General features: G+C 75.0%; 5 protein-coding genes. All 5 read left to right on the top strand.

All coding sequences use genetic code 11. The features are described 5' to 3' along the window. Window positions 1-3: 3 nt before the first annotated feature. The 5 genes from ABD317_RS04455 (at window position 4) to ABD317_RS04435 (ending at window position 14,816) form a co-directional block, all read left to right on the top strand. A complete protein-coding gene (locus ABD317_RS04455) occupies window positions 4-6,402 on the top strand; it encodes a type I polyketide synthase (RefSeq protein WP_344288016.1) in 6,399 nt (2,132 codons plus the stop codon). Next, window positions 6,399-7,961, top strand: a complete 1,563-nt coding sequence (locus ABD317_RS04450; protein ID WP_344288014.1) for a long-chain-fatty-acid--CoA ligase — start codon at window positions 6,399-6,401, stop codon at window positions 7,959-7,961. The genes ABD317_RS04455 and ABD317_RS04450 overlap by 4 nt, the downstream gene beginning before the upstream one ends. Before the next feature lie 67 nt (window positions 7,962-8,028). Next, on the top strand, window positions 8,029-9,264 hold the full coding sequence (locus ABD317_RS04445) for a cytochrome P450 (RefSeq protein ID WP_344288012.1): 1,236 nt from the start codon (window positions 8,029-8,031) through the stop codon (window positions 9,262-9,264). Further along, complete coding sequence (locus ABD317_RS04440; RefSeq protein WP_344288010.1) at window positions 9,261-9,452, top strand: ferredoxin; 192 nt, start codon at window positions 9,261-9,263, stop codon at window positions 9,450-9,452. Before ABD317_RS04445 ends, ABD317_RS04440 begins: the two co-directional genes overlap by 4 nt. 39 nt (window positions 9,453-9,491) lie before the next feature. After that, on the top strand, window positions 9,492-14,816 hold the full coding sequence (locus tag ABD317_RS04435; RefSeq protein ID WP_344288008.1) for a type I polyketide synthase: 5,325 nt from the start codon (window positions 9,492-9,494) through the stop codon (window positions 14,814-14,816). The last annotated feature ends 28 nt before the right edge of the window (window positions 14,817-14,844 follow it).

Below are 14,844 nucleotides of genomic sequence, written 5' to 3'. Positions count from 1 at the left end.
GTCATGTCCACACCCCATGGGGAGCCCATCGCCGTCGTCGGTATCGGACTGCGGTTTCCGGGCGGCAACACCACCCCCGACGGATTCGCCGACTTTCTCCGCGACGGGCGCTCCGGTCTGCGGCCCCTCCCCACCGACCGGTGGGACCCGGTGGACGCGGGTCAGGACGACCCCGAGGAACGGGGCGTCATCCGGTGCGCGCAGGGCGGGTTCATCGACAAGGTCGACCACTTCGACGCGAAGTTCTTCCACATCTCGCCGAAGGAGGCCGACTACATCGACCCCCAGCACCGGGTCGCGCTGGAGGTCGCCTGGGAGGCGCTGGAGGACGCGGGCATCGACCCGACCCCGCTGCGGCACGGCACCGGCGGCGTCTACATGGCCGTCAGCAACGTCGACTACGTCGGGGAGATGTCCGCGTACCCCCTGGACGAGCTGAACACCTACATGGCCACCGGAGGGACGTTCAGCGCGCTCTCCGGCCGGCTCTCCTACTTCCTCGGCTGGCGCGGGCCCTGCGTGACGGTGGACACCGCCTGTTCCGCCTCCCTGGTCACGGTGCACCTCGCCGCGCAGGGCCTGCGCGCCGGCGAGACCGACCTCGCGCTGTGCGGCGGGGTCAACACCATCCACAGCCCGCGCCCCTACGCCATGGCCGCCAACGGGAACATGCTGGCCCCCGACGGCGTGTGCAAGACCTTCGACGAGGCCGCCGACGGCTACAGCCGCAGCGAGGGCTGCGGCGTCATCGTGCTCAAACGGCTCCGCGACGCCCAGCGCGACGGCGACCGGATCTACGCCCTCGTCCGCGGTTCCGCCATCGGTCAGGACGGCGAGAGCAGTTCCCTCATGGTGCCCAACGGCACCGCCCAGGAGCGGCTGATCCGCGCGGCCCTCGCCGGCGCCGGGCTGGCGCCGGGCGATGTCTCGTACGTCGAGGCCCACGGCACGGGCACGCCGCTCGGCGACCCGATCGAAATGGGCGCCATCGGCGCCGTGTTCGGCGCTTCGCGCACCCGCGAGGACCCGTTGGCGGTCGCGTCGCTCAAGACGAACATCGGGCACATGGAGTCGGCCGCGGGGATCGGCGGCGTCATCAAGACCGTCCTGCAGCTACGGGAGGGTGCGCTCTACCCGCACCTGAACCTCGACACGCCTTCCCGGCGCATCCCCTGGGACGACCTCCCGGTCACCGTCCCCACCGAGCGGCGCCCGTGGACCGCCGACACCCGGCGGGCCGTGGTCAGTTCGTTCGGCCTGACGGGCATCATCGGCTCGGTCGTACTCGAAGAAGCGCCCGCGGAGACCGGGGCCCCGCCGGCGGACCCCGCCCCGCCCGGCGAGGCGCACGTCCTCACCCTCTCCGCGCGCAGCGCCGGGGCGCTGCGCGGGCAGGTCCAGCGCTGTCAGCGACTGCTGCGCGACCGCCCCGAGACCGACGTGGCGGACCTGTGCCACGCCGCCGCCACCACCCGGGCCCACTTCGACCTGCGCACCGCGGGAGTCGTCCGCGACCAGGACGACGTCGCCCGGTTCCTCGACAACGCTCTGACCCGCTCCACCCGGCCGAGCCGGGCGGCCGCATCCCCCTCGGTGGCGTTCCTCTTCTCCGGCGGCGGCACCCAGTACGTGGGGATGGGGCGGCCGTTGTACGAGCGCTTCGACGCCTTCCGCGCGCACCTGGACTCCTGCGACCGGTTGTTCACGCCGCACCTCGGCCGGTCGATCCGGGACATGGTGCTCGGCGACGCGGACGACGCCGAGCTGATCCACCAGATCCGGTACATGCAGCCCGCGCTGTTCGCGCTGGAGTACGCCGTGGCCGGGCTCTGGCTCTCCTGGGGCGTACGTCCGGCCGTCCTGGCCGGCCACAGCATCGGCGAGATCGTCGCGGCCACCGCCGCCGGCCTGTTCTCCCTCGACGACGCCGTCACCCTCATGGCCGCCCGGGCCCGCCTCATGGACGCCTCGCCGCCCGGCGCCATGGCCGCCGCGGAGGCGTCGCCGGCCGAGGTCGCCGACCTGCTGGAGGAGCACGACGACCTCTCCGTGGCCGCCGTCAACGGCTCCCGGCAGATCGTCCTCTCCGGCGGCAAGGCAGCACTGGCGAGCGTCGAGGAGGCCCTGACCGGGCGCGGGGTCAAGACGCGCCGGCTCGCCGTGTCCTGCGCCTCGCACTCGCCGCTGATGGCCGGGGCGGCCGAGGAGCTGCGCGAGGTCGCCGCGGGACTCACCTTCCACCCGCCCGAGTTCACCCTCGTCTCCAACCTGACCGGCCGGATCGCCGACCCGGCCGAGCTGTCCACGCCCGACTACTGGGCCCGCCACCTGCGGGAGCCGGTGCGGTTCGCCGAGGGCGTACACGCCGTCGCCGAGCGCGGCCGGCACGCCTTCCTGGAGATCGGCCCGGCCACCGAACTCGTCGGCATGGGCAAGCAGGTCCTCGACGCCCCCGGTGACCACCTGTGGCTGAGCAGCCTGCACGCCGAGGACACCGACGGCACGGTGGCCCGCCAGTCCCTCGCCCAGCTCTACGCCGCCGGCGCCCCCGTGTCCTGGGCCGGCTACTACGGCGACCGCCCCCGCAGCCGGCTCACCCTGCCCACGTACGCCTTCGACCGTCGCCGGCACTGGCTTCCCGCCCCGAGCGGCACCACCGCTGCCCAGGGCCGCGCCGGCGTGCCCCCGCTCCTCGGCCGCGAGGTGTCCACCGAGGAGGAGCGCGCCGCCGGGGTCCGTGCGTTCGCCACCCGGCTCGACGCCCGCCGGCCCTACCTCGCCGACCACAAGGTGCGGGGCCGGGTCGTCTTCCCCGGCGCGGCCTACGTGGAGACGCTGCTCGCGCTCCAGGACGCGGTCTACGGCGAGACGAGCCTCCCCGTCACCGACGCGACCATCCACGAGGCCCTGCTCATCCCCGACGAGGGCACCGTCGAGCTGCGCACCCGGCTGCGGCCCGGCGCCGGAGACCTGGCGGAGGTGGAGATCGTCAGCCTGGTGGAGAGCGAGGACACCGGCGCCGCGCCGCTCGAACGGCGCCATTTCACCGCCACCGTCGACGCCGCCGGGCTCGCGGACACCGGCGCCGCGGCCGGGCTCGCCGATACGGTACGGTCCCTGCACACCCTCCTCGGCCAGGCGGGCGAGCCCCGCTCCCGGCTGCGGTCCGACGACCTCTACGCGGACTTCGCCGAGCTGGGCGTGGAGTACGGCCCGCATTACCAGGGCGTACGGAGCATCGAGCGATACGGCGACCACCTCGCCGTCGGCGAACTGCGCGGCCAGCAGGCGACTCCGGTCGAGCACCTGCCGCCCGCCGTCCTCGACGCCGCACTCCAGAGCCTCACCGCGCTCGCCGTCGACGACACCCTCGCCATGCCCGTGGGGTTCGGCCGCTGCCGGCTGCTGCGGAAACCCCGCGGCCACACCCTGCGCAGCGTCCTGCGCACCACCCCGCCCGCCGTCGGCGAGGAAGGGGAGCTGCCCACGGCGGACGTCCTCGTCCTGGACGGGGACCGTCCGGTCTTCGTACTGGAGGGCCTCACCCTGCGGCGGGTCACGAACGCCGCCCCCGACCGCGACCGGATGTACTCCGGGGTGCGGTGGGTCAAGCGTGCGCCGCAGGCCACCTCCCGCGAGCCGCGCCGGGTGCTGCTCGTCGGCGCCACGCCCGCCGGCCTCGACGCCCTGGCCGGCCCCGCCAAGGAGCGCGACGTGACCCTGTCGGTCGCCGCCGCCTCCGCCGAGGCCGTGGCGCTCCTGCGGGAGCGGCCCACCGACGTGTGCTGGTTCTGGAGGCCGCCGCGGGAGCCCGGCGAACCGCTGCCCGCCGAGTGTGAACGCAACTACCGCGACCTGCTGGCGCTGCGCGACGCGCTGGAGGAGACGGGGTCCGGGCAGGCGCCACGGCTGTGGCTGGTGACCGAGGGCGGCCAGTGGGTTCCCGGCGACCGGCCTGAAGGACCGGAAGGACCGGAAGGACCGGAAGGAGGGGCCGGGGCCGGGCAGGCGCCGCCGGCGGCCGCCACGCTGTGGGGGTTCGGACACGTGATGTGGACCGAGTACCCGTCGTACGGCGTCACCCTCGTCGACCTGCCGCGGCCGGCCGCGGACGGCGCCGGTGCCGGCTCCGGCTATCCGTTGCTGCTGGACGAGTGGAGCGCCACGGAGTCCGCCGACTTCCAGGTGGCCTACCGCTCGGGGGTGCGGCACGTACGCCGGGTGTCCGCCGAGCCGGGCGGCCCGCGCACCGACGTCGAGCTGGTCACGGGGCAGGGGCAGATCGGCGTCGTCGCGGTGCCGCTCGCGGAGGAGCCCGCTCCCACGGGCGGCCGGATCCGCGTGCGGGTCCACGCGGCGGGCCTGAACTACGTAGATGCGGCGAACGCGCTGGGCCTGCACAGCGAGGCCGTCGAGGACGTCGCGGACGCGCTGGCGGAGCTGCCGCTGGGAATGGAGTGCGCGGGCGTGGTGACGGCCGCAGGACCCGACGCCGCGTTCCGGGTGGGTGACGCCGTCGTCGCGGCCCACATCGGCGTGCTGCGCCGCGAGGTGACGGTCGAGTCGGACACGGCGGTCCCCAAGCCCGCGCGGCTCGGCTTCACCGAGGCCGCCGGCCTGCCCATCGCGTACCTCACCGCCCACTACGCGCTGCACGACCTGGCGGGGATACGGCGCGGCGACCGGGTCCTGATCCACTCCGCGGCCGGCGGCGTCGGCCAGGCCGCGGTGCGGCTCGCGCAGCGGGCCGGGGCGGAGGTGCTGGCCACCGCCAGTCCGCAGAAGTGGCCGCTGCTCAGGGCCCAGGGCATTCGCCACGTCATGAACTCCCGCACGCTCACGTACCCCGACGAGGTGCTGGCCGCAACGGACGGCCGGGGAGCCGACGTCGTGCTCCACAGCCTCAGCGGCGACCGCGTCGAGTCCAGCCTCCGGTCGCTCGGGCGCGACGGCCGCTTCGTCGAACTGGGCAATGTCGGCACCTGGACTCCCGACGAGATCCACCGGGTCCGGCCCGACGTCGCCTATCACACCTTCGACTTCATCGACTTCACCGCCGAACAGCGCCGGCGGCTGATCGGGGACGTGCTCGGCACCGTCATGGAGCTGATGGACGCCGGGGAGCTGTCCCCCCTCCCCACCACCGTCTACGCCGTCGACGAGGTCGACGAGGCGTGCAGGTCGATCGTCCGCGGCACCAACGTCGGCAAGCTCGTCGTCGGATTCGACGACTGGCTCGGCGCCGAACCTCCGTCCGCCGCACGGCCCGTCGAGGTCGACCCCGACCACACCTACCTCGTCACCGGCGGGTTCGGCGCGCTCGGCCGCCTCGTCGCCGAGCGCCTCGCCGCCCTCGGCGCCCGCCACCTCGCCCTGCTGGGCAGGCACACCCCGGCGGACGAGGACCTCGCCGCCCTCCGGGCCCGCCTGGGCCCGGACGTCGAAGTCGTCGCCTACGCCGCCGACATCGGCGACGACGGCGACGTACGCCGTGTCTTCGCGGACCTGCGGGCCCGGCCGTGGCCGCTCGGCGGCATCGTGCACGCGGCGGGCACGCTGGCCGACGCGCCGGTGGCGGCGCAGACCTGGGAGAGCATCGACACGATCTTCCGGACCAAGGTGTACGGCAGCTGGCTGCTGCACCAGGCCGCTCTTTCCCTCCCCGATCTGCGGTTCTTCATCGGCTACTCGACCGTGACCGCCATCCTGGGCAACGGCGGCCAGGCGAACTACGCGGCGGGCAACGCGTTCCTCGATACCCTGATGTGCCGCCGCCATGCCGCCGGGCTGCCCGGGACGAGCGTCAACTGGGGCGCCTGGGGCGAGGTCGGTCTGGCCGCCGCCGCGGACGCGCAGCATGCGGCGAACGTCGAGCGGCAGGGGTTCACCTTCTTCCGGCCGGCGGCCGGGATCCGCGCCCTGTTCCGGTTGCTGGACCGCCCGCCCGCCCAGGTCACCATCGCCGAGGTCGACTGGGACCGCTTCGCCGCGACCCGTCCGCAGCACAACGCCCTGTACCAGCAGGTCGCTCGCGGCCCGAGGCGCCGGGCCGGCGACGTCGACCCGGACGCCCTGCTGGCGCTTCCCCCGGCCGAGCGGCGGGAGACCGTCGCTCGTATCCTCCGCGGGCTCATCGCCGACCTGCTGCACTACGACAGTACCGACGACGTGCCAAGCGACGCCCGCTTCTTCGAGGTCGGCCTGGACTCCCTGGCCGCCGTCGAGCTCAAGAACGCGCTCCAGCAGTGCTTCCGGCTGCCGCTCTCCGCCGCCAGCGTCTTCGACCACCCGTCGGTCTCCCAACTCGCGGAGTTCCTTGACGGGCAGCTCACCACCGCCGCCGGCACAGACGGCGCCGGCAGCACAGACAAAGCAGACGGCACGAACGGAGTCACGCGATGAGCCAGGCCACGGAAACCGCCGTCCGGCTCCCCACCATCGCCGCCACCGCGGCCCACCATGCCGGGGTCCGCCCCGACGCCACGGCCGTCGAGTGCGCCGGCCGCGGCGTCACCTTCCGCGACCTGCACCACCGCAGCAACCGTACGGCCCACGCGCTGGCCGCCGCGGACGTCACCGCCGGCTCCCGTGTCGCATACCTCGCCCGGGACACCGAGCACTACTACGACCTCCTCCTGGCCTGCGCCAAGACCGGCGCCGTACTGGTGCCGGTCGACCCGCGGCTCACCCCCGGCGAGGTCGAGCACGTGCTGCGCGACTCCGGGGCCGTCCTGCTGGTCACCGACGCCGAGCGGCTGCCCGGCGCCGAGGGGATCCGCCCCGCTCTCGCCGCGCTGCGTACCGTGATCTGCCTCGACGAGGACACGCCGCACGGCGGCTTCCCCGGCTGGACCGCCGGCCACCCGGCCACCGACCCCGACCCCGGCACCGCTCCCGGCCCCGGGCAGCCGCTGACGCAGATGTACACGAGCGGCACGACCGGCGCACCCAAGGGTGTCGTGCTCAGCCAGGGCAGCTACTGGGCGATCAACGACCTGCTGGCCCGTCACCGGCTGGACTGGATCGACTGGCGCCCGGACGACCGGATCCTGCACGTCCTGCCGGGCCATCACATCGGCGGCCCGTGGTGGTTCCTCCAGGGCTTCCGCGCCGGGGGCGTCAACGTGCTCGGGCAGGGCTTCGAGGGCGGCCGGACCCTCCGCACGATCCGGGACGCCGGCATCACGACCACGCTGATGGTGCCCTCCATGCTGCAGGTCCTCCTCGACGAACCGGGCGTCGGCCCGGCCGACTTCGCGGGCCTGCGCAAGGTCGTCTACGGCGGCTCCCCGATGCCCGAGGCCCTGCTGCGCAGGTGCCTGGAGACGATGGGCTGCGAATTCGCGCAGATCTTCGGCCTCACCGAGACCTGCGCCTCCGCCCTCTGCCTGCCCCCGGCCGACCACGTGCCGGGCGGGCCCCGCCTCACCGCGGCCGGCCGGGCCTACCCCGGCGTGGCCGTGCAGGTCGTGGACCGCGCCGGCGAGCCGCTGCCGGCCGGGGAGGTCGGCGAGATCCTGCTCGACACCCCCGCCGTCATGGACGGCTACTGGAACCGTCCCGACGAAACCGCACGCACCGTCGTCGACAGCTGGCTCCACACCGGCGACGCGGGCTTCCTCGACGAGGACGGCTACGTCTACGTCCGCGACCGCATCAAGGACGTCATCCTCGTCGCCGGTGAGAACGTGTACCCGGCCGAGGTCGAGAACGCCCTGGGCACGCACCCGGCCGTGGCCGAGGTCGCCGTGGTGGGCGTGCCCGACCGGGTACGCGGCGAGGCGGTCCGGGCGTACGTCCTCGCCCGGCCGGGGGAGCGGCCGACGGCCCACGCGCTGAGGACGTTCCTCAAGGACCGGCTCGCCGACTACAAGAGCCCCACGGACTACGCCTTCGTGGACACCCTGCCGCGTACCGCGAGCGGCAAGATCCTCCGCCGCGAGCTGCGCGGCCGTTCTTAGAGAGGCGACACCGACGATGAACGAGTCTACGGACCGACCGGGCGGGCCGGATCTTCTGGAACTGCCCTTGCCAAAGCCGGGGGAGTGCCCCTTCGGGCCGCCGCCGGAGATGGCCGGGCTGCGGGAGCGGACACCGGTGGTACGGGTGAAGTGCCCGACGGGCCTGACGGCCTGGCTGGTCACACGCTACGACGACGTGCGCGAGGTGCTCGGCGACGCCGAGCGCTTCAGCAGCCGCGCCGGCCAGGCAATCCACCTGATGGCGCACGCGGACCCCGAGCGGCCGGTCGGCGACCTGGAGTTCTCGCGCCTGGACGGCGCGGACTACCAGCGGTTTCGCCGGACCATCGGCCCGGAGTTGTCCACCGCCCAGCGCATGGCGGAGCTGCGTCCGATGGTGCAGGCCCTCGTCGACGAGCGGCTCGACGCGCTCGCCGCCGCCGGGCCGCCCGCCGATTTCTACGGCGACTTCGCCGTCCCCGTCACCACGGCCGCGATCGGCGGGCTCGTCGGCGTGCCGTACGCGGACCGGGAGCTCTTCCACAACGCGGCGGCGGTGATGTTCAGCGGCGCCACCAGCCGGGCGGACGTGCTGGAGGCGATGCGTCCGCTCCACGAGTACCTGTTCACGATGGTCGTGACCCGCCGCGCGACACCCGCGGACGACAGCCTCAGCCGCATCATCGCGCGCAGCGAGGCAAGCGAACGGCCGTACACCGACGTGGAGCTGGTGGGGATCTGCGCCGCCCTGCTGGTCCCCGGCTTCGACACCAGCGCGACCGTCATGGCCCACGGCCTTCTCACCCTGCTCGCGCACCCGGAGGAGCTGGCGCGGCTGCACGCGGAGCCGTCGCTGATCCCCCGCGCGGTCGAGGAGATCGTGCGCTTTCTCGGTGGCGCCCCGGGCATCGTCCGCCAGGCGACTCGGGATACCGAGATCGGTGGCCACCCCGTCGCCGGAGGCGACTACGTCGTCCTTGCCATGCAGGCGGCCGACCGCGACACCGCGGCGTTCCCCGACCCCGACCGGCTGGACGTGGGCCGGCGGCCCAACAACCACCTGGGTTTCGGCTACGGCACGCACCAGTGCTTCGGACAGCAGACGGCGCGGCTGGAGCTGACGGTGACCCTGGAGACCCTGCTGCGCCGCGTCCCGTCGCTGCGCCTCGCGGTGCCGTTGGAGGACGTTCCGTTCAAGACCGGGAGCATCGTGTACGGACCGGCCGAGGTCCCGGTGGCTTGGGACGCCGTCCTTCCCGTGGCAGCGGCGGGAGGACGGGGGACGGGGCCGGCCGGCCGATGAGGATCAGCGTCGACACCGCCAAGTGCGTGGCCTCCGGCATGTGCGCGTTCGTGGCACCCGAGGTCTTCGACCAGAGGGCGGAGGACGGCGTGGTCGTGATCAGGCGCTGGGACCCGCCAGAGGACCAGCTCGACGCGGTGCACGAGGCGGCCGTGAGGTGCCCCGCGCAGGTGATCGACGTCGAGTAGCCCGCCCCCGCTCCATGTCACCGACGGGAGTCTCTTCCGATGTCTGCTGACGAACAACAGCTGCGCGAGTACCTCAGGCTGGTGACCGCCGACCTCCGCCGGACCCGGCAGCGTCTTGAAGAGGCGGCGGCGAGCCGGCCCGAGCCCGTCGCCGTCACCGCCATGGCCTGCCGCTTCCCCGGCGGAGTGACGTCACCCGAGGAACTGTGGCGGCTCGTCGCGGACGGTGCGGAGGGCCTGTCGCCCCTTCCGGGCGACCGAGGCTGGGACCTGGACGCGCTCTACGACCCCGACCCCCTGGCGCCCGGCCGGAGTTACCTGCGCGCGGGCGGATTCCTGTGCGAGGCGGGCGACTTCGACGCCGAGCTGTTCGGGATCTCGCCCCGTGAGGCGCTGGCGACGGACCCGCAACAGCGGCTGCTGCTCGAAGTGGCGTGGGAGGTTTCCGAACGTGCCGGACTGCCGCCCGGAGAGCTGCGGGGCGAGCCCGTCGGCGTCTTCGTCGGGGGGACTCCTCAGGAGTACGCGCCGCGCCACGGTGACCCGGCGGCGCGGGATCTGGAAGGCTACCTGGCCGTCGGCACCACCACGAGCGGGATGTCCGGCCGTATCGCGTACACCTTCGGACTGCGCGGCCCCGCCCTCACCGTCGACACCGCCTGCTCGTCCTCGCTGACCGCCCTGCACCTCGCCGTGCAGGCCCTGCGGCGCGGCGAGTGCACCCTGGCGCTCGCCGGCGGGGTCACCGTCATGTCCTCGCCGAACTGGATCGTCGACCTCAGCCGCCAGCAGGCCCTGGCCGCCGACGGCCGGTGCAAGGCGTTCGCCGCGGCGGCCGACGGCTTCGGCCCCGCGGAAGGCGTGGGCCTGTTGCTGCTGGAGCGCCTGTCCGACGCCCGGCGCCACGGCCACCCCGTGCTGGCCGTCGTGCGGGGTACGGCGGTGGGGCAGGACGGCGCGAGCAACGGCCTGACCGCCCCCAACGACGAGGCGCAGGAACAGGTCATCCGGGACGCCCTCGCCGACGCCCGGCTCACCGCCGCCGACGTGGACGCGGTGGAGGCCCACGGCACCGGCACCCGGCTCGGCGACCCGATCGAGGCCCAGGCGCTGGGCGCCGTCTACGGCCCAGGGCGCCCGGCCGAACGGCCGCTGCTGCTGGGGAGCGTGAAGTCGAACATCGGGCACACCCAGGGGGCGGCCGGCATGGCCGGGGTCATGAAGATGGTCATGGCGATGCGCCACGGGATGCTGCCCGCGACGCTGCACGTCGATGCGCCGTCGGCCCATGTCGACTGGGCGGCCGGGGTGCTGGAGCTGCTGACCGACGCCAGGCCGTGGCCGAAGGGCGGTGGGCCCCGGCGGGCGGGGGTGTCGTCGTTCGGCATCACCGGTACGAACGCACACGTGATCCTTGAGGAAGCCGGGGAAGCCGGGGGAGCCGCCGCCGACACCGTCGACTCCGCCGCCCCGGCCACCGTCGTCCCGTGGATCCTCTCCGCACGCGGCGAGACCGCGCTGCGGCAGCAGGCGGTGCGGCTACGGGAGTACGCGGCCGGCGCCGACCCGTACCCCCGCCCTCTGGACGTCGGCTGGTCGCTGGCCCGGACCCGTACGCCCCTGGAGCACCGCGCGGTCGTGGTCGGCGGTACGCCGGCGGAGCTGACCCGCCGCCTCGACGCCGTGGCCGCCGGCACGGAACAGCCCGGCGTGGCCCGCGGCGTGGCGCGCGGCGACGCCGCCGGCGTGGGCCTGCTCTTCGCCGGCCAGGGCGCGCAGCGGCCGGGCATGGGCCGGGAGCTGTACGAGGCGTTCCCGGTGTTCGCGGCGGCCTGGGACGAGGCCCGCGAGATCCTCGACAAGCTGCTGCCCCGCCCGCTGAACGACGTCGTCTCCAGCGCGGACGAGGAGACCCTGCGCCGTACCGAGTGGGCGCAACCCGCCCTCCTCGCCCACGAGGTGGCGCTGTTCCGGCTGGTGGAGTCGTGGGGCGTCCGGCCGGCGCTCGTGGCGGGCCACTCGGTCGGCGAGATCGCCCTCGCGCACGTCACCGGCGTCCTCTCCCTGGCGGACGCCGGCACGCTGGCGGTGGCCCGCGGCCGGCTGATGCAGGCCCTGCCCGCGGGCGGCGCCATGGTCGCCGTCGCCGCGCCGGCGGACGAGGTCGTATCCGCGCTGGCCGGGCACGAGGGCGACGCGGGCATCGCCGCCGTCAACGGCCCGCGCGCGGTGGTCGTCTCCGGGGCGGAACCGGTGGTGACGGCCCTCGCCCGGCGGTTCACGGACCGCGGGGTGAAGACCCGCCGACTGCGGGTGAGCCACGCCTTCCACTCGCCGCTGATGGAGCCCGTGCTGACGGACTTCCGCGCGGTGGCGGAGGGCCTGCGGTTCCACGCACCGCGGATCCCGGCCGTCTCCACGGTGACCGGCCGGCGCGCCGGGGCGGGAGACCTGGCGTCCGCGGACTACTGGGTGCGGCACGCCCGCGAGGGCGTGCGCTTCCACGACGCCGTACGCACCATGGCGGCCGAGGGCATCCGGCACGTGCTGGAGATCGGGCCCGACGCCACACTCAGCGGGATGGCCGCCGAAGCCCTCGCGGACCCCGACGACATGGTGTTCTGCCCCCTGGGCCGCGCGGACCGCCCCGAGCCGTCGGCCGCCGTCGAAGGACTGGCCCGCGCCTGGTGCGCCGGCATGGACGTCGACTGGCAGGCCCTGTGCTCCGGCGGGCGCCGCGTCGAACTGCCCACGTACGCCTTCCAGCGGCGGCGGTACTGGCTCCGGCCCGCGCCGGAAGGCGCGGCGGCGGCCGATCTCGGGGTACGGGCCGCCGGCCACCCGATGCTCGGCGGAGCGGTGGACATGGCCGACGGCCGGGGCGTGGTCCTCACCGGACGGCTGGCGCGGTCGGCGCAGCCCTGGCTGGCCGCCCACCGCGTGGGGGAGCGCACGCTGGTGCCGGGCACGGCGTTCGCCGACCTGGCCCTGCGCGCCGGTGACGAGGCCGGCCGCGGCCGGCTGGACGAACTCACCCTGCACACCGCGCTGGTCGTACCGGAACACGGCGGCGTCCAGCTCCAGCTCGTCGTGGACGGTGCGGACGCGGCCGGCCGGTGCCCGTTCGGCGTGTACGCCCGGCCGGACATGGATTCCGAGGCGGTGTGGACCCGGCACGCCACGGGCGTGCTCGCGCGGACCGCGGCAGACCCGCCCGCCGACCTCACCGCGTGGCCCCCGCCGGGCGCCGACCCGGTCGACCTCACCGACTGCTATCCCCGGCTCGCCGCCGCCGGCCTGCGCTACGGCCCCGACTTCCAGGCGCTGCGCGCGGTCTGGCGGCGCGGCGACGAGGTGTTCGCCGAAGCCGCCCTGGCCGCGGACGTGGACGTACGGGGCTTCGGACTCCACCCGGCGCTGCTGGACGCCGCGCTCCACCCGGTGGTCCTCACCGGCATGGTGCCCACCGACGGAACACCGGCCCTGCCCTTCTCCTTCGAGGGGGCCGAACTCCTCGCCACCGGCGCCACCACGCTGCGTGTCGCGCTCACCCCGGTCGCCGACGACGCGGTCTCCGTGACCCTCGCGGACGGTTCCGGCCGGCCCGTGGCCACCCTCGCCTCCCTGACGTTCAGGAGCGCCCCCGTCGAAGGCCCCGGCCACGTACCGGCCGCGCGGAACTCCCTGTACCGCGTCGCGTGGGAGCCCGTCACCGCCGAGCGCACCCCCGTCCCCGACCCCGATCTCGTCGTCGCCCGGCTCGACGAGGACACCGACGCGCGCGGAGCCGTCCACCAGGCCCTCACCTTCGTACGCGGCTGGCTCGGCGCGCAGCGGCCCGCCGAGGAGCGCATGGCGATCGTCACCCGCACCGGCCTGCCGCCGCACGCCGCGGCCGAGGGCCTGATCCGCTCTGCGCAGGCGGAACACCCCGGCCGCTTCGTGCTGGTGACCACCGACCGGGACCCCACACGGCCCGCCGACGTCGCGGGCATCGCGGCCGCCGTCGACGAGGACCACATCCGCCTGCGCGACGGCCTCGTCCTCCGCCCCCGCCTGGTCCGGGCCGACCCCGGGGAGACGCCCGGGCCCTCGCCGCTGGCCGACGACGGCACCGTGCTCCTCACCGGCGGGACGGGGCACCTGGGCCGGCTGCTGGCCCGCCATCTGGTGACCCGCCACGGTGTGCGGCGTCTGCTGGTGGCCGGCCGGCGCGGCCCGGCCGCCGAGGGTGTCGAGGCGTGGGCGGCGGAGCTGACCGGGCTGGGTGCCACGGTGCACGTGGCCGCCTGCGACGTGGCCGACCGTGCCGCGCTGGCGCGTCTCCTCGCGGACATCCCGGCGGAGTTCCCGCTACGGGCCGTGGTGCACGCCGCCGGTGCGGTGGACGACGCCGTCGTCACCTCCCTCACGGACGAGCAGGTGGACCGCGTCCTGGCGCCCAAGGCCGACGCGGCGCTCGCGCTGGACGAACTGACCGCCGGGACGGACCTGTCGGCGTTCGTGCTGTTCTCCTCCGTCGCGGGCGTGCTCGGCACCCCCGGCCAGGGCAACTACGCGGCGGCCAACGCCTTCCTCGACGCACTCGCCGCCCGCCGCCGCGCACGCGGCCTGCCCGCCGTGTCGCTGGCCTGGGGCCCGTGGGCGGAGACCGGCGGCATGACCGGCGGGCTGAGCCCGGCCGACCGGGCCCGGATGGGCCGGTGGGGCATGCGCGGACTCGGCACCGAGGAGGCCCTGGCGCTGTTCGACGCGGCGCTGGCCCGGAACGGGACCGAGCGGACCGGCGGTTCGCAGCGGCCCGGCCGGACCGACAGGACGGGCGGCTCCTTCGGGGCGAACGGGCCAGACAGGGCAGACGCGGCTGACGCGGCCACCCTGGTGCCCGTCCGGCTCGACCCGGCCGCCCTCCGGGCCCGCGGAGCGGCCGAGGGCGGCGTCCCGCCGCTGCTGCGCTCCCTGGTCCGTACTCCGGCCCGGCGCACCCTACCCGCACGGGACGCGGCAGACCCGTCCGACCCGTCCGACGCGGAGAACCTGTCGCTCGCCCTGGCCGGCGCTTCCGCGGACGAACGCCGGCGCCTGCTCCTCGACCTGGTGCGTACGCACGCGGCCGTGGCCCTGGGCCACGGCCGGAGTGACGACACCGGAGCCGACAGGGCCTTCCACGATGCCGAACGGCCCTTCCGCGACGCCGGGTTCGACTCGCTGGCCGCGATCGAGCTGCGCAACCGCCTGGTCACCGCAACCGGACTGCGGCTGACCGCCACGGCCGTGTTCGAGCACCCCAGCCCGGCCGCACTCGCCGCTCACCTCCTTTCCCGCTGGGACGCCGCAACGCCCTCCGACCGGCTCTCCTCGTAGCGGCAACGCCCGGGCCGCGCCGCCGCCC

The sequence above is a fragment of the Streptomyces synnematoformans genome, from assembly GCF_039531005.1.
Lineage (GTDB): Bacteria > Actinomycetota > Actinomycetes > Streptomycetales > Streptomycetaceae > Streptomyces > Streptomyces synnematoformans.
The sequence above is the reverse complement of the archived record's forward strand: the minus strand, read 5'-3'. Positions and strand labels throughout refer to the sequence as shown.

Coding starts and splice junctions, on each gene's coding strand:
- ABD317_RS04455 (WP_344288016.1), top strand. CDS start 4: ATGTCCACACCCCATGGGGAGCCCATCGCCGTCGTCGGTATCGGACTG.
- ABD317_RS04450 (WP_344288014.1), top strand. CDS start 6,399: ATGAGCCAGGCCACGGAAACCGCCGTCCGGCTCCCCACCATCGCCGCC.
- ABD317_RS04440 (WP_344288010.1), top strand. CDS start 9,261: ATGAGGATCAGCGTCGACACCGCCAAGTGCGTGGCCTCCGGCATGTGC.
- ABD317_RS04435 (WP_344288008.1), top strand. CDS start 9,492: ATGTCTGCTGACGAACAACAGCTGCGCGAGTACCTCAGGCTGGTGACC.